Here is a 15,600-nt window from a genome sequence, read left to right as displayed (position 1 = left end):
TTTAAGTCGGGGAGTTTTTCCATTCCTTTATCTAATGTCTATCTCCTCTTCTTGTCAAGGGGGTTGAGCAATTACGATAAATCTATCTCTTAAGTTGGTTGCTGTGCCAATGTAATCGGGGCGTTGGAGAATGCTACATGAGATTAGAAACTCTTTTAAAATTCTTCGTTCTTTAGGCTGAGAAACCGCTTTGATAAATTGCTCCATTTTTTGAGACAAACCAACTGACTCTCCACAAGTATCGACAATAAATTTACTTTTATTATCTTGTTCAGAAAATTTGGTTTTAAATACTGTATTTTTTAACCGATTATCTAGATCCTCATACAAGTTATTTTCCGAAAAATCCAAAGCGTGATAGAAAGCATAAATACCTGACTTTTCAGAAAGATAATTTGCTGCGGATATAGTTGCTGTTACTACAGTAAAATTTTTAAAAAAGTTGTCGTGTACTGTTTCTTCCATAGAGTAAAATATTAAAAAGTATCCCTCACTTTAAACAATCAGCAGTATCTCACTTTTACTGCATGACTGGATGAAGCTGTAACAACTCGTAACACCTCAGCAACAGGGCGATCGCCTTTTACTATTCTCCTATTTTATGGATGAATTTGCAGACCGATCGCCAAAACACCACCCAAACCAACTACTTTCCTAATACCACAGCATCCGTACTGCTAGCAAAAGCCGGACGAATAAATTCCTCCTTCTCTTCCAACGTGATGTAACCCTTATCTACAGCTAGCTGCATCACTTCCTCAAGAAAACCTCTGAGTACATCTAATACTTGAGTGCGATCGAACTCAAACTGCTTTTCCCAGCACGAAGTCCCAAACTTGATCCAAGTGCAGTTAATCTTATTGTCGATCGGTACCAACATAATAGTGAACCAACTCTCACCAAAGTCTATTTCTATTGGTTTACCTTGCGATAGCTTCGCAATTTCCTTGGGAAAGTAATTGTCAATCATCATACAGATATCTGGATCTAAAAATACCTCTTTTTGAGCCTCACCTATTTCTATGAAAACTTTATGGTTGTATTCAAAACAGAAACATCGCCATCCCATTTCAAAATGAGAAAGCTCTCCCAATGGATCTTCAGGAGGATCTGCGTAGTTTTCTAAGAAACGCTCGGATAATTTAAAATTAAATTTTTGACTGCTATTCATCGCTGTTCATCCTAAACAATATAAAAACTTAATAAGTTGGGTTTCGTTTCGTGACCTCAACCCAACCTACTAATACCAAATTCGCGGTAAATTTTGCCTCTATTTCTTAGTCCGCGAAGGCGGACTTTGTTTGTGTAGTAGCGGTTTCAACCGCCGATAGAGGGAGTAATAAACTTACGGTGTCGGATTCGGATACTTAGCTTGCACCGCATCGATTTCTGCTATGATATGCTTATCCAAATTCACCTCCAAACTACCGATATTTTCCTCCAACTGTTCGAGACTTGTTGCACCGATAATAGTGCTAGTTACAAACCAGCGCGATCGCACATACGCCAAAGCCATCTGCGCCGGACTGATCCCATGTTTCCCCGCAATCTCAACATACGCTTTCACCGCATCATTCAGATTAGTTTTATCGTAACGCTGACCAAATCCAGCGAATAAAGCCAACCGGGAATTTTCGGGAATTCCATTCAAGTATTTACCCGTTAACAGCCCAAACCCCAAAGGACTATAAGCCATCAATCCCACATTCTTAAAACGGCAAGTTTCTGCTAAATTTAGGTGAAATGTCCGATTGCTCAAACTGAAAGCATTCTGAATCGAAACAACTTTCGGCAAGCCGTGTTTTTCCGCCAACGTACAAAACTCGCAAACTCCCCAAGGCGTCTCGTTACTTAAACCCAAATAGCGGATTTTCCCAGCTTTAATCAAGTCAGCAAATACCTCTAACTGTTCCAAAATTGGTACAGTTTCGTGCTCTTGGGCGATGTCGTAATCCGGCGCGCCAAATAAGGGCACGTAGCGGTCTGGCCAGTGGATCTGATACAGGTCGATGTAGTCAGTTTGCAAGCGCTTCAGGCTGTCATCCAGGGCTTTTTCGACATTTGGGCGATCGATCTGATTTTTTCCTTCCCGAATCCACTTTAATCGAGTGCTTCTGCCCGCCACTTTAGTCGCTATAATGACTTTATCCCGCTGCTGTTTCGTCAACCATTCGCCGATATATTCCTCTGTTTTTCCCTGAGTTTCTGGTTTTCCAGGGACGGGATACATTTCTGCCGTATCGATAAAGTTGATGCCTCTATCGATCGCAAAATCGAGCTGTTCGGCCGCTTCCTCAACGGTGTTCTGCTGGCCATAAGTCATCGTACCCAAACAGATTTCAGATACTGATAAGTCGCTGTCGCCTAGTTTTTTGTATTCCATGATTTCGCTTGCTGGAAAATTATCTGATTCTATATTACAGAAAAAGTTTGATTTAATTGACAGCTCCAAAAAAGTGCGCGAGGCTTTCTCCTCTCTTCCTCTTTTCATCTGCGCCCTCTGCGGTTAAAAAAAATTAAAAGATATCCGCACTTAAATGTTAATATAAATAATTCGTATTCCTCTGATGTATGAGTAGTCGCCCGCCAAAAGTTCCATTTGTCAACCTCTCCCTGCAACACCAACCAATCCAATCTCAAATAACAGAAACAATTGGAAAAATTATCGAGCAAGGAGACTTTATTTTAGGCCAAGCCCTCGCGGAATTTGAAACAGCATTTGCAGCAGCTTCTGGAGTAAAATACGGCGTAGGAGTGGCTTGCGGAACTGATGCGATCGCTCTGGGGCTTCAAGCTTGCGGCATTAATCCGGGCGACGAAATTATCATACCCGCTAACACTTTTATCGCCACCGCGATCGCCGTCCTCCAAGCCAAAGCTATACCTATTCTTGTAGATTGCGACCAGGAAACCGCCCTGATTGACCTCACAGCAGCCGAAACAGCAGTTACCTCGAAAACTAAAGCAATTATTCCCGTACACCTCTATGGTCAAATGGTATCGCCTGGGCAGCTTTTAGATTTTGCGAACCGCCACGATTTAATCATATTTGAAGATGCCGCCCAAGCGCACTTAGCCGAAAGAGAAGGATACCGCGCGGGTTCCATTGGGAAAGCAGCAGCATTCAGCTTTTATCCCAGCAAAAACCTTGGTTCTTTTGGCGACGGCGGGATGTTAATTACTAACGATGCAGAGCTCGCAGAAAAGATGCGAACTCTCCGCAATTACGGAGCACCGCGCAAATATTTGCACACAGAAATCGGTACCAACAGCCGCCTCGACAATTTGCAAGCTGCCGTGCTCAATGTTAAATTGCCTTACTTAGAAAAATGGAATCGCGATCGCACCGACGCTGCTCAACACTACGATACTCTACTAGGACCCCTGAAACACAAAGGCATTGTACCCATCGCCAACCACAGCAGCAGCGGTCACATTTATCACCTCTATGTTATCCAAATTACTGAGGAAAGCTCGATCGACCGCAACACCCTTCAGGAAAAACTCGCCCACCACGGCATTCAAACAGGCATACACTATCCCGTACCTTGTCACCTGCAACCCGCCTACCAAAACTTAGGCAATCGGGGCGACTTCCCCCACGCAGAAACCCTGTGCCAACAAATTTTATCATTGCCAATGTATCCGGGATTGAGCAATACTCAGATCGAGCAAGTTGTTCGGGCGATCGTACTATCATTGAATTGCTAATTGTTCATAAAATTTATGCTGGAGGTGTTTCAAGCAGTAAGGTGCGGTTCTCAAAGCGTTTTTGTGGGGAATTAATAAATCTTTAACTGACAGTTCAAAACCGCACAGCGTTGCGAATCCAGCACGGCAATCTTAAAACTTCTCACACCATGCACATCCAGCGCAAAATTCGCATTGTTTTCAAGCGATACTTACTGGGGGAAGGTATCACGGTACTCCTAGTGCTGCTGTACGCCCCACTGCTAGTACACTGGTACGACGGCTGGCTCAACAAAAGCATCAGCCTCGAACACGAATATTTCAGCCACGGACTAATTGGTTTACCCTACGCAGCTTATATTGCTTGGATGAACCGAAAGTGCTGGCGCAGCTTGCCCAACTCACCGCATCCTTTGGGAGGCTTTTTGCTGGTACTAGCCACGCTTTTTTATCTGAGTCGCTTGAGCGATTTAGTAAATTTATCCCTCCCCGTAATGCTGGCCAGCATTTGCTTATCTTTAAAAGGAATTCCCGGCTTGCAATTGCAGGCGATGCCGCTTTTATTCGTATTTCTGGCCTCGCCGAACCACATTCCTTACCTCATAGAACCCTATGCCTTGCCCTTACAGAAATTCATTGCTGAAGCATCAGGGTGGATATTAATTAAGATTGGTATGAACGTGAGAGTGGAAGAAATTTATCTGTACGTAAACGAGCGCATTGTAGAAGTTGCTCCACACTGTGCAGGCTTAAAAATGCTGTTTACCAGTCTTTACGTCAGCTTAATTCTGTTGGATTGGACGGGAGTTTGGAACTCTCGCAAAAAAAGCCTTTTGTTTTTAGTTAGTACATCCATCATTAGCATCACTTCCAACATTTTCCGCAACACTGTACTAACTTACTTTCACGGAACTCAAAGAGAGGCGCTGTTTACTTGGCTGCACGCCGGATGGGGAGGAGATTTGTATTCTGCTTGTATACTAGGGTTATTGGTACTTCTCCTCAACGGGATGGAAAAGTATTTCCCAAGTCAGTCTGGCAATTAATGAAACAGATGATTTCAGCACAGAAGCTACTGCAGCGGTATCAATTATCTAAAATTATGGTACTGGTGTTCTTGCTGGTATTGGTTGGGGCAGTAGCCATTCCCGGCTATGCGACGGGAAGGTGGCCTTGGACAAACCCGCCAACCCTTGCCAACCTTAAGCAATTAAGAAGTTTGCGCCAAAACGGGATAAAAATTCCTGGGTGGCAGGTTATAGCCGTTCAAAATAACGTCCAAATTGGCACTCACAGATGGTTAGTTGAAGAAATTAAAAAGGATAAAACAATTGCCATTTTATTGCTGTTGCCTCAAAATTACGCCAAAAACCAGCCCCAAGTGGAATGGCTAGATATCGATGGATTTCACCGATGGCAAACCGATTCTCATCGTACTTTGAGGTTTACAGTTAAATTAGTACCAATACCCGACCAGCCACCGCCTACTGTCGAAGCCCGGTTTTTCCGAAGCTGGACTCCCCAACAAACTTTTGCTGTCGTGCAATGGTACGCTTGGCCTAACGGGGGTTCTCCAGCAACCAGCCGCTGGTTTTGGGAAGACAGCATTGCTAGACTCTCGAACCGCCGCGCCTCTTGGGTTGCTGTCAGTATCATCCTTCCCATTCAACCGCAGGGGGACATTAAGATAGCTCAACCCTTGCTGGAATCTCTTGCCGAAAGTTTCCAGGCTAAATTAATTACAGAAACTTTTCGGTTTGAGTAAGGATGTAGGTCCAAATAAATCAGCCTAGGGCGTGAGTCGATTTTGCCAAAATCAACTAATTCCTAGTAAATATCAGGATTCAACTCGCCCCTAAAATATCTTATTGTTTTTTCTCGTCGCTATATTTAGATGAAACTTACAAGTCAGGCCATTATTCAAAATAATACTTTTTTAAATTCTCTGAAAAGGCGGGGAAAGTCCACGATTAAAAATCGCCTCGCTTTTTCCTTGGCCGGCCTGTATTCAACTGCTTGGACTCTATCTTTTGCTGCTGTATTCTGGGGTTTTAATAGCAAAATTTTTTCGGGAACGGCTTTAGCTCAATCTGTTGTTCCAAGAGACGAGCCAGTCGTGGGGCCACCGCCATTGCGGGTCCCGCCACCGCCGCCTGCCAATTTCAACCGGGATATTAACCCAGCTTTTCGGAATCGGCCCTACCGCTTGGGCCCGGGAGACCAGATTTCTGTTCAAGTTCAGCGCTTCCCAGAGCTAGGTTTTACGGGTGCAATCAGCCCTGAAGGGGTAATTGTACTGCCGCTAATCGGAACAGTAAATGTGCGCGGTCTTACCGTCGAAGAATCACAGCAGCGCCTCCGGGAGCGCTTTGGCCAATTTATCAAAAATCCTCAAGTCTCCGCTGCTTTGCTGGTTCAGCGCCCCGTAGTGGTGACGGTGACGGGAGAAGTGGCTAGACCGGGTTTTTATCCGCTGCAAACCCCCCAGCTTCCTGCGGCTCTGGCGGCGGCTGCTGGGACTAATCCTACGGCTGAACTGCGGGCGGTGCGGGTGCGGCGGACTCTGCCGGGAGGTGCAGTCGCGGAGCAAGTTGTTGATATTTTGACACCGTTGCAAACTGGTATTGCTCCGCCGGATTTGCGTTTGGAAGATGGAGATGCGATCGTTGTACCGTATAAACAGGTTACGCCCGATCGCAAATCGGATCAAGATTTAGCATCCAGGTACAGCCTAGCTGCGGCCGCTGTCCCCGTCCAAATCACTGTCACCGGAGAAGTCAGCAAACCGGGTTTTTACACGCTTCCGGCGGGTTCTGGTCGAATTTCGGCTGCTTTGGTGATTGCGGGAGGAGTCACGGGAAAAGCCGATTTGCGGGAGGTACGAGTGCGGCGGACGCTGATGGACGGCTCGTCGGTGGAGGAACCAATCGACCTCTACACTCCCCTAGCAAACGCTAACGATTTGTTCGATTTTCCTTTGGCATCAGGAGATGTGATTGTCATCCCGGAATTGGACGCTAGTACCAAAAACCTAGACTACGACAAAGCTCTTGTTTCGCGGTCTACTCTGATTAAGCCGAGGATCTACGTTCGAGTTTTGAGTTACGCTAGTGGTGGTTTGACCTCGTTCTACGTAGAAAATGGCAGCAGGTTTTTGGATGCTCTCAACAACTTGCCTGTGAATCTTGCTAACTTGCGGAAAATAGCCCTGATTCGGTTCGACGAAAAGCAAGGTAGAGCAATCAACCGTTCGATAGATGCTAAAGCTGCTTTGGAGGGCAATATTTCTCAGAACCCGATGCTCGAAGATAATGATGTGATTGTCATTGGTAGGAATTTGGTAGAGCGCATTGGTTATGTAATCAATACTTTTACTCGACCATTCCGGGATACTTTGGGATTTATTCTGTTCTTTGAGCAGTTGAGAAATGGGGTAACAGATTTGTTCGGCCCGTCACGTAATGATAGGTAGTCATACCATTTTCTATTGGCGATGGGCAATGACTTATGGGATATGAGTTTAGATCACGAACCTACGGTTGCAGGTTTTTGGGGGATTGGTAGAATTAGTCAGTAGTCATTAGTTATCGTTAATAATTAGCAATCTAAAATCTAAAATCTAAAATCGTCATGACTTTATCCGTTGTCAAACGTTATTTAATTGCTTTCGACCAATACAAGTGGGTGGGACTGGCTACTTTCGCGGTGACTGTGGGCGTGTCGGGAGTAGTGGCTCTGCAGCCAAAGGCGGCGCCAGTTTACGTTGCAATAGGTACGCTGGCATACAACAGACCGAACGTGATTTTTTCATCTACTACTACTAAAATTCAACAGGAAGGACAAGAAATAACTAAAGATATGCTGCTGGATACATGGGTGGTTAAACCTGCGGCAGAAAAACTCATCAAACCAGAAGGAAAATTAAACAAAGAAGAAGCGGGAAAAATACCGGATTTGGCTAAAAAGCTGGTAAAAGAGGTGCAGGTAAAGATGCCGAGTAAGAATAATGACCCCAGCGCTTTGATTCAAGTATTGTACAAAAATGCCGATCGCCAAAAGGCAGTAGATGTAGTAAAGACGGTGATGAACGAAATGGTGGTTCGCAGCAAAACTATTAATACTTCTAGACTGCGAGTAACGATCGCCCAAATTAACGAGCGTTTGCCGAAAGTAACTCAGGAACTCAGAGAAATAGAAGCAAAACTTGAAACCTACGAAAAACGAGAAGGAACTTCAATTTTAGCAGCTCAGAGTGGTGCTTTACCGCTAGCGATTACCAGCAGCCAACAGCAGCAGCGGCAACTCCGCGTGCAGTTGGGAGGAATTGAAGCTCAAATTAACAGTTTGCAGGAGCGTTTGGGATTGAATGTGGAGCAAGCTTACGTCGCCCAAGCACTCTCTGCCGATCCAATTATTGCTCAACTGCGAGTGCAATTGTTTTCGATCGAATCTCAGCTCAAAATTCTCCGCAGCGACTTGCAAGAGGAACACCCGAAAATTGTAGAATTGCTCAAACAAAAACTTGCTTTTGAGCAGCAGTTGCAGCAGCGGCAATCTGAGGTACTCGGCGGTAACGGGGTGGCTGCTCCGCTCAGAAGTGCCGCTCGAATTAGGGTAGACTCTTCTTTAGATCCGGCCAGACAGCAGTTAGCTCAAACTTTGATTGCTTTGCAAACGCAGCGGGATACGCTGCAACAGCAACTCCAAGGAATCGAGAAAACTGAACAAGAATTGCGTCGGGAACACGCCACAATCCCCAACAAGCAGTTAGAACAAGCGCGGTTAGCGCAGCAAGTGGCGTTCAAAAAAGCTCTCTACGACAAGATGCAGTCGGCTTTGGTAGATGCTGAGGCGGCGGTAGCTGAGACAACGGGGAGTTTGACAATCGCCCACCCTCCCAAAACTGATGACGTTGAGTCAAACAAGAGAGGTTTGCCCGTGATGCTGGCGGTGGGGGGATTTGTGGGATTGCTGCTGGGCGGCGGATTGATATTTTTGTTGGGGATGCTCAACGGCAAGTTTTACAGTTGGGAAGAAGTGCGGGCGGCTTTGGTGGAAAAAGAGGTGCCGATACTGGGAGTTTTGCCTGAAGTGACGGTGTTTGATTCTTACGGCGATGAAATAATGCCACTCGCCTTGGAGGTAAATTCTCCCTATTTGGAATTTTACGAGCGGTTGCGTACTAATTTGCGCCGGATCGGGAACAAACCGGTGAAGGTGGTGTTGCTGACTTCGGCGGCGCCTTTGGAGGGGAAAAGTTTTAGTGCTTACAATTTGGCAATTGCATCGGCTCGATCGGGTAAGCGGACTTTGTTAATTGAAGCAGATTTGCGATCGGCTTCTAATGTTGAATCTTTGAAAATCGCCTCTGATCCTCTGGCGGCGGTGGAACCTTTGCACTATTACGGCAATATCAGCGAGTGCGTTCTTTTGGTTCCAGAGGTAGAGAACCTATACGTCGTGCCGAGTCCCGGCTTTTTGCGGCAGGCCTCCGCCGTACTCGAATCGAGCGAAATGCGGAGATTGTTTGAGGATGTTCGCAACCGCTTTGATTTTGTGGTTGTGGATTCTCCGGCATTGAGCGAGTGCAACGACGCGCTGACGCTGGAACCGTACACGGACGGTATGATTTTGGTGGCGCGGCCTGGTTACACTTTGTCTAGTATGTTGTCTGAGGCTGCAGATCAGTTGCTGGAATCTGAGGATGAGGAGTCGCATAAATCCGGGCCGCGGCTGTTGGGAGCGATTATTAACGGTGCTGATATTCCGGTCAAGTTCCGCAATGATCTTGATGAATTAGAGTTGCCTGTGAGTGCGATAGGCGATCGCGCGATCGAAGTGCGATCGAGGCAATTACCGCAGCCGTCAAAGCCTAAAAACAAGGCTATTAATAGTAAATTGAGATAATTTATTTGGCTTGATTCTTGTAAAGCCATCCTCAACCAAATGTGAATATTTTGTAGGTGTAACCTAAGCTGCTTAAGCCGAAAGCACCGTTAACAGCTAGTCGATTTGAGATTTGAGATTGAAAAATTGACTCCACAGATGAATCTGGGAGCTGGAACTTCGGTCTAAAATTTTTCGCTTGTCAACCGTGAACAGTCAACAGTCATTACTTGAAAATGAGTCGATCGCACTATTGATTGGATTCAGGGCGTTTCTGGTGTTTGCTCTGGATAAACTGTTCCAAATCGGCGATCGCATCTTCAAAATCCGACAAATTAATTTTCGCAGGTCTAGTCTTCTTCGGCAAACTCGAAGACTGACTCGAAGACTTAGCCGGAGGCGGTGGAGATTTAGGTTGTGCAGCTTGACTGCTGTTCGATTCTATAGAATCGAACAATTCATCCAGGGACTCAAAAAATGATTGAGCCGAGGCCCGGCGTAAATCTTTCTGGTCGTCGTCATCCGTCATAAGCCACTCCATAGGGTCTAAAATTTGCCAACAAAGTCTGTCCGCCCCGGCGCGTGCAGAGATTAGACATGAAAACCGACTAAAACAAGCAGGAGGACAGAATTTAACCGGGCGATAGGAATGCCTGTGGCTGAACTTGCTGCCCCCTATAAAACCTGCTGCGGGCATTATCAGCCTTCAAACTATATTTAACTCTACACCGGCCTACTGAGTGATTTGAGACTTGGTGCAGACCCAGCTCAAAATCCTTGACCCTGAAAAAATCTCAGTTACGGCTCTTTCGTTGTCTAATTAACCCTAGTCTAGTCGAGAATAAGGAGACAGGACTTATGCAACTATTACCGCTGTTCAAGGGTTGCGATGGCAACGCGCCACCTCGAAAGGACGGAGAGACGGTGTTTTTTGCTTGAGTCCTAAGATTTCAAAGGCATTAGGAGATTTTAAGGTGACTCAGGGATTTGATTACGATTTAGCAATTATCGGCGCTGGCGTGGGTGGACACGGGGCCGCCATACACGCGGTTAGCTGCGGGCTGAAAGTGGCAATTATCGAAGCGGGAGACATGGGCGGGACTTGCGTCAACCGCGGCTGCATTCCCTCGAAGGCGCTGTTGGCGGCTTCGGGGCGAGTGCGAGATTTGCGGAATGCCCACCACCTGAAGACTTTGGGTATTCAATTGGGCAGTGTGGATTTCGATCGCGGGGCGATCGCCAATCACGCTAATACTATTGTTAGCAAACTTCGCGGCGACTTGACCAACAGCCTCAAACGTTTGAACGTCGATGTCATCCAAGGTTGGGGCAAAATTACCAGTGCTCAAAAAATTACCGTCGAAACCGATAAAGGCGAGAAAACTATTACCGCCAAGGATATTATTCTCGCTCCCGGTTCGGTTCCCTTTGTCCCCCCTGGGATAGAAATTGACGGCAAAACTGTATTTACCAGCGATGATGCTGTCAGGTTGGAATCGCTGCCGAAGTGGATCGCAATTATTGGCAGCGGTTATATCGGTTTGGAGTTTTCGGATATTTACACAGCCCTAGGCTGCGAAATTACGATGATTGAAGCTCTAGACCAATTGATGCCGACTTTTGACCCGGATATTGCTAAGTTAGCAGAACGAGTGTTAATTGCACCCCGCGATATTGAAACAAAAGTAGGTGTTTTGGCGAAGAAGATTACTCCTGGTTCGCCGGTGATTATTGAATTAGCTGATTTCAAGACTAAAGAAATTGTCGAAGTTTTGGAAGTAGATGCTTGTTTGGTAGCAACTGGCAGAGTTCCTGTGAGTAAGAATTTGGGGTTAGAAACTGTTGGCGTGGAAACGATGCGGGGTTATATCCCAGTTAACGATAAGATGCAGGTTTTGGCGGCGGGAGAACCGGTGCAAAATTTGTGGGCGATCGGCGATGTTAATGGCAAGATGATGTTAGCGCATTCTGCGTCTGCTCAGGGAATTGCTGCGGTGGAAAATATTTGTGGCCGTGCCCGCGAAGTTGACTATTTGAGTATCCCGGCGGCGGCGTTTACTCACCCGGAAATTAGCTATGTGGGGATGACGGAACCTGCGGCTAAAGAGTTAGGGAAAGCAGAAGGGTTTGAGGTCGGTTCTGTCAAGACTTATTTTAAGGGAAATTCTAAAGCTATTGCTGAAGGGGAAACCGACGGTACGGCTAAGGTGATTTACCGGAAAGATACTGGGGAGTTGTTGGGAGTTCACATTTTCGGTTTGCACGCTTCGGATTTGATTCAGGAAGCGGCAAATGCGATCGCCCAGCGCGATTCTGTTAACAATTTAGCATTCCGAGTGCACACTCACCCGACGCTTTCGGAAGTGTTGGATGAGGCTTTCAAACGGGCGGCTGGAGCAGGTAGTCATTAATTTGTAGGGGCTGTTTTCTTGTTTTATATCCCCGACTTGTTGAATAAGTCGGGGATTTCGGTATACTGTTTTAGGGCGGTGGTAGAGTGCCGATCGCATTTTGGGCTAATTCTAGAAATTGCTCGCCGCAGTTAATTTGCTCCGCAGCTTGCTCGACAGTGACAGTATCAAGTCCCCCGTAATCCCCACTATTTCGCAAGTCTTGAGCATCGATTAAAAATCTGTGAAACTCAGCAGGAAGTCTTCCTGTACGGGCAAATTCTCGGCCAAAAGCTCCAATTACTGCGGCATGACTGGAAAATGACATTCCTTCGCCATCTAAAAATGCCTCAGCAATGTAAAACATGGCATAATAAGCGCGAGATGCTGCATAGTCTGGGAAACCATTATTTAGTAATAGCTTTGCCGCCGATAGACTTTGACGAGCTTTCAGGAGCAAGTCTAATTGTTCTGGTTTCATAAAGCTATTCCCTCTTTACGAATATTCCGCAATAAAGGCCCGTTGTAGTGCGTAAATCGCTGTTCGTCCATAAACAGACAGCTAATGACTTCATCATTTTGGAGCGACAAATCGGCTCGAATGTGGCTGGTTCTTTTAATTTCTTCGCCTGGGTTTACTTGCCCTTTGAGGACGACTAAAATATCAATGTCAGAGTCGGGGCGTGCATCGCCTCTGGCTTGGGAACCGTAGAGTACCATTTTGGTGAGGCGATCGCCGTAGAGTTGCTCGAAGTGCGATCGTAACTCAGTTAGTATGTTCTTAAGTTTATTGTTAATGCTCATATTTTTTGTAAATGATTGGAGGGCGATCGGGATTCTTTCGTTATACCAAATCTCCCACTCCGATTTTCTCCTACTCACTATAGTTTGTCTTATGAATGGTTGTCAAAGCGGTAAAAATTCCCTATGGTGTTGGAGAAACAGAATTAGTGATACTCAAAAAAAGAGCGATCGCACCTCAATAATAATAATAGAAGGGCGATCGCTTTTATATGACAAGCACTTTAGCCACCAGATGATGCACACATAAACACCGTTTCTTTACTACCTCCCTTTTGCCCAGCCATACAACAAGCCAATGTTTGATTACCGTCTTCAGGCGTGGTGGGAGGAAATATATCTACTTTGAAAATGTAATTGTTGGTTTCCTTTGGCAATCCCAGTAGTTCTAGGGAGTCGGTAAACTGAGTATTTTCAGCATAGTAAGCTAGTTGTTTTTTCTGACAAGTATTAACGTAAGTAATTCCCTCTACTTGTTTAGCTTTATTTATAAATTTCAACATGGCCCCCAGAGATATAGTAGCGAGAATACCTATAATGATGATAACTACTAACAACTCTACGAGAGTGAAACCTGAGTTTTGCTTGCGATCAAGCCGAGAAAAAATTCTTAATATATATTCCATTTTACCTTAATTCAACAGTAAAATTAACTAGGCACAAAGAGTTCCTACTGGAAGCCCATGTTCGTAGTAGGAACTTTTTCTGCCTTATAGATATTGGTGTTTATCCCGATCGACTAACAACCATAAGAATGTGAACCGCGACAAGATAACTGTAAAATTACTGCCAAAACCATCGCCAACTGTAACATTTGGTGTCAAAGCTAAACCAAACAGATTGGCCCCATACATTGCTGACACCACGATGTTTCCATTGACAGAGCTTGTTCCTATCATTAGGAGGTGAGGGCAAACATTGTTTTCCTTGCGCTTTCCAATAATTACAATTGTCTCCTGTCGAAAGGCGACCCAGATCAGTGTCTTTTCTAAACCAAGCAGCATCGGCTGGTTGAGTGTGAGAAAACAGAACTACACTACCAACTAAGGCAGCCATCGCTATTTTGCTAAATTGTGCTGGTTTTACCATCAATTATGTTCTCCTATTTAAACAACTAACCTTTGAACACCTTCTATTAAAATTATTCAACTAAAATTTTATAAATGCCAATTACAATATGTCAGAATAAGTAACTAATTTAGTCATGCAAAATCTGAGTCAATGTCATCTAATGTTGCTAATGTCATCCAATGTCAGATATTTGTGATAATATGATATAAATTATTGACAAATCAGAGCAATGGACGTAAAAGATGTATTGCAGTTTACAGATAGTCTATTTTTTTCCGAGACTGGTAAACATATAGATCGTCTGCAAGAGACAATTTTGAAAGGAACCTGGGAGGGTCAGAAATATAGCGAGATTGCCGAAGAAGAACATTGTACAGAAGGCCATGTCAGAAATGTCGCCTCGGAATTATGGCAAATTATTTCCAATGCTTTAGATATAGAAGTTAATAAATCTAATTTTCGACGTATTTTACAAAAGTCTTATTTATCTATTAATTCATCCCACTTTACCAAAGAATTTATAAATGTTAGTAATGTTAATTTTTGCAATAGTAATATACATGACTCAGAAGTTATGAATAATCGATCGCCTACTTCTCTCCAAGACACCCAACAAACCCCCAAACAACCCCATATAGACTTAAGCGACGCACCCAAAATCTTCACTTTCTACGATCGCACCACCTCTCTCACCACCCTCAAACAGTGGATTTTACACGAAAACACCCGCCTACTCGCCATACACGGCATAGTCGGCATTGGGAAAACAGCACTCGCCGCCCAACTTGTCGAACAAATCAAACATGAATTTGATTTCATCATCTGGCGAAGTCTCGCCACATCTCCACCACTGCGAATACTTCAAACCAGTATCATTCAATCTTTCCGTAGGGGCGGTGCCCCCGTGCCCGCCCCAAATGCCGACGGCGTGCCCGCCCCAGAGGAAGGGGCGATCGCAGGGGGATTGTCCCTACTGGACTACTTGCAAAAATACCGCTGTCTGCTGATACTCGATGACGTACAAATGGTAAATAGCAGCGGACAACTCGCTGGCAATTACCAACTTGGATATGAAGATTACGGCACACTATTCAGACAGGTAGGAGAATTATCTCACAATAGTTGTTTAGTGTTGCTCGGTTCGGAAAAGCCCAGAGAAATCGCCGCATTAGAAGGCAAAAACCAGCCAATTCGCTCATTACAACTGAATGGTTTAGGTGCTGAAGCGGGGGAAATCCTTAGAGAAAAAGGTTTAGCTGAACATGAAAAATGGTCAGAACTAATTGAACAATACAGAGGGAATCCCTTGTGGTTAAAAATAGTTGCTACAGTGATTCAAGATTTGTTTAACGGCAGCTTATCTGATTTTTTGTCTGATGATACACTATTTTTAGGTGATTTAGAATATTTACTGCATCCGCCATTTAATCGCTTATCCGAGTCAGAAAAACAGGTAATGTCATGGCTAGCAAGTGAAACCGCACCAGTTTCCATCTCAAAAATGCCAGAGAATGTGCAATTATCTCGGTCACAATTTTTGAAAGTTATGCAATCCTTGGGACGGCGTTCATTTGTTGAAAAAATCCCGGAGGGCGATCGCACATTTTTCAGCCTTGCACCGGTACTAAAAGAGTATGTCAAAACTAACTATTCCCGCCCAAAGATAGAAAAAGAAGCCCGATCGCCCTTTTAGTAAAATTGGGGTTTTAGCCGTTCGCACTTAAATTTGATAGAATTAGGTATCTGCAAAACATCTGAACGA

At 44.9% G+C, this 15,600-nt stretch carries 14 protein-coding genes; 7 read left to right on the top strand and 7 right to left on the bottom strand.

The annotated features are described in order from the left end of the window. Positions 1-54: 54 nt before the first annotated feature. The 3 genes from QUA38_RS20280 to QUA38_RS20270 form a co-directional block, all read right to left on the bottom strand. Positions 55-465, bottom strand: a complete 411-nt coding sequence (locus tag QUA38_RS20280) for a hypothetical protein (protein ID WP_333164878.1) — start codon at positions 463-465, stop codon at positions 55-57. 181 nt (positions 466-646) lie between these two features. Next, positions 647-1,171 (bottom strand): hypothetical protein, encoded by a 525-nt coding sequence (locus QUA38_RS20275; protein ID WP_333164876.1) that lies wholly within the window; start codon positions 1,169-1,171, stop codon positions 647-649. A gap of 174 nt (positions 1,172-1,345) precedes the next feature. Further along, the gene (locus QUA38_RS20270; protein ID WP_333164874.1) at positions 1,346-2,383 is read right to left on the bottom strand and encodes an NADP(H)-dependent aldo-keto reductase; all 1,038 of its coding nucleotides are present in this window, start codon (positions 2,381-2,383) and stop codon (positions 1,346-1,348) included. A gap of 188 nt (positions 2,384-2,571) precedes the next feature. On the opposite strand from QUA38_RS20270, the gene QUA38_RS20265 reads away from it, so the two are divergent. From QUA38_RS20265 to QUA38_RS20245, 5 genes are all read left to right on the top strand, one after another. Beyond that, the gene (locus QUA38_RS20265; RefSeq protein WP_333164872.1) at positions 2,572-3,711 is read left to right on the top strand and encodes a DegT/DnrJ/EryC1/StrS family aminotransferase; all 1,140 of its coding nucleotides are present in this window, start codon (positions 2,572-2,574) and stop codon (positions 3,709-3,711) included. Positions 3,712-3,860: 149 nt separating this feature from the next. Further along, positions 3,861-4,736 carry a cyanoexosortase B gene (gene crtB, locus QUA38_RS20260; protein WP_333164880.1) on the top strand — a complete coding sequence of 292 codons (876 nt, stop codon included), beginning with the start codon at positions 3,861-3,863 and terminating at the stop codon, positions 4,734-4,736. Further along, a complete protein-coding gene (locus QUA38_RS20255; RefSeq protein ID WP_333164870.1) occupies positions 4,736-5,455 on the top strand; it encodes a cyanoexosortase B system-associated protein in 720 nt (239 codons plus the stop codon). Before crtB ends, QUA38_RS20255 begins: the two co-directional genes overlap by 1 nt. Positions 5,456-5,584: 129 nt before the next feature. Continuing rightward, positions 5,585-7,162 carry a polysaccharide biosynthesis/export family protein gene (locus QUA38_RS20250; protein ID WP_333164867.1) on the top strand — a complete coding sequence of 526 codons (1,578 nt, stop codon included), beginning with the start codon at positions 5,585-5,587 and terminating at the stop codon, positions 7,160-7,162. A 158-nt stretch (positions 7,163-7,320) separates the two neighbouring features. Next, entirely contained in the window at positions 7,321-9,597 is a 2,277-nt protein-coding gene (locus QUA38_RS20245) for an AAA family ATPase (RefSeq protein WP_333164866.1), read from the top strand. A gap of 229 nt (positions 9,598-9,826) precedes the next feature. Here QUA38_RS20245 and QUA38_RS20240 read toward each other — a convergent pair whose 3' ends face one another. Then, a complete protein-coding gene (locus tag QUA38_RS20240; RefSeq protein WP_333164864.1) occupies positions 9,827-10,105 on the bottom strand; it encodes a hypothetical protein in 279 nt (92 codons plus the stop codon). Positions 10,106-10,550: 445 nt separating this feature from the next. Here QUA38_RS20240 and lpdA point away from each other — a divergent pair, with 445 nt between their 5' ends. Continuing rightward, positions 10,551-11,987, top strand: a complete 1,437-nt coding sequence (lpdA, locus tag QUA38_RS20235) for a dihydrolipoyl dehydrogenase (RefSeq protein ID WP_333164862.1) — start codon at positions 10,551-10,553, stop codon at positions 11,985-11,987. 70 nt (positions 11,988-12,057) lie between these two features. Here the strand turns inward: lpdA and QUA38_RS20230 are convergent, their stop codons facing one another. From QUA38_RS20230 to QUA38_RS20220, 3 genes are all read right to left on the bottom strand, one after another. Next, on the bottom strand, positions 12,058-12,447 hold the full coding sequence (locus QUA38_RS20230) for a HEPN domain-containing protein (protein ID WP_333164859.1): 390 nt from the start codon (positions 12,445-12,447) through the stop codon (positions 12,058-12,060). Then, positions 12,444-12,770 carry a nucleotidyltransferase domain-containing protein gene (locus QUA38_RS20225; protein WP_333164856.1) on the bottom strand — a complete coding sequence of 109 codons (327 nt, stop codon included), beginning with the start codon at positions 12,768-12,770 and terminating at the stop codon, positions 12,444-12,446. The genes QUA38_RS20230 and QUA38_RS20225 overlap by 4 nt, the downstream gene beginning before the upstream one ends. A 221-nt stretch (positions 12,771-12,991) precedes the next feature. Beyond that, complete coding sequence (locus QUA38_RS20220) at positions 12,992-13,393, bottom strand: prepilin-type N-terminal cleavage/methylation domain-containing protein (protein WP_333164852.1); 402 nt, start codon at positions 13,391-13,393, stop codon at positions 12,992-12,994. Between the two features lie 674 nt (positions 13,394-14,067). Between QUA38_RS20220 and QUA38_RS20215 the strand changes: the two genes are divergently transcribed. Beyond that, positions 14,068-15,531, top strand: coding sequence for an NB-ARC domain-containing protein (locus tag QUA38_RS20215; protein WP_333164849.1), 1,464 nt, complete (start codon positions 14,068-14,070; stop codon positions 15,529-15,531). Positions 15,532-15,600 lie beyond the last annotated feature (69 nt).

Origin of the sequence: Microcoleus sp. Pol12B4 (assembly GCF_036701385.1) — a bacterium.
GTDB lineage: Bacteria > Cyanobacteriota > Cyanobacteriia > Cyanobacteriales > Microcoleaceae > Microcoleus.
Note: the sequence above shows the minus strand (reverse complement) of the source record. Positions and strands in the feature narration are given on the sequence as shown.

Coding starts and splice junctions, on each gene's coding strand:
- QUA38_RS20280 (WP_333164878.1), bottom strand. CDS start 465: ATGGAAGAAACAGTACACGACAACTTTTTTAAAAATTTTACTGTAGTA.
- QUA38_RS20275 (WP_333164876.1), bottom strand. CDS start 1,171: ATGAATAGCAGTCAAAAATTTAATTTTAAATTATCCGAGCGTTTCTTA.
- QUA38_RS20270 (WP_333164874.1), bottom strand. CDS start 2,383: ATGGAATACAAAAAACTAGGCGACAGCGACTTATCAGTATCTGAAATC.
- QUA38_RS20265 (WP_333164872.1), top strand. CDS start 2,572: ATGAGTAGTCGCCCGCCAAAAGTTCCATTTGTCAACCTCTCCCTGCAA.
- crtB (WP_333164880.1), top strand. CDS start 3,861: ATGCACATCCAGCGCAAAATTCGCATTGTTTTCAAGCGATACTTACTG.
- QUA38_RS20255 (WP_333164870.1), top strand. CDS start 4,736: ATGAAACAGATGATTTCAGCACAGAAGCTACTGCAGCGGTATCAATTA.
- QUA38_RS20250 (WP_333164867.1), top strand. CDS start 5,585: ATGAAACTTACAAGTCAGGCCATTATTCAAAATAATACTTTTTTAAAT.
- QUA38_RS20245 (WP_333164866.1), top strand. CDS start 7,321: ATGACTTTATCCGTTGTCAAACGTTATTTAATTGCTTTCGACCAATAC.
- QUA38_RS20240 (WP_333164864.1), bottom strand. CDS start 10,105: ATGACGGATGACGACGACCAGAAAGATTTACGCCGGGCCTCGGCTCAA.
- QUA38_RS20230 (WP_333164859.1), bottom strand. CDS start 12,447: ATGAAACCAGAACAATTAGACTTGCTCCTGAAAGCTCGTCAAAGTCTA.
- QUA38_RS20225 (WP_333164856.1), bottom strand. CDS start 12,770: ATGAGCATTAACAATAAACTTAAGAACATACTAACTGAGTTACGATCG.
- QUA38_RS20220 (WP_333164852.1), bottom strand. CDS start 13,393: ATGGAATATATATTAAGAATTTTTTCTCGGCTTGATCGCAAGCAAAAC.
- QUA38_RS20215 (WP_333164849.1), top strand. CDS start 14,068: ATGGACGTAAAAGATGTATTGCAGTTTACAGATAGTCTATTTTTTTCC.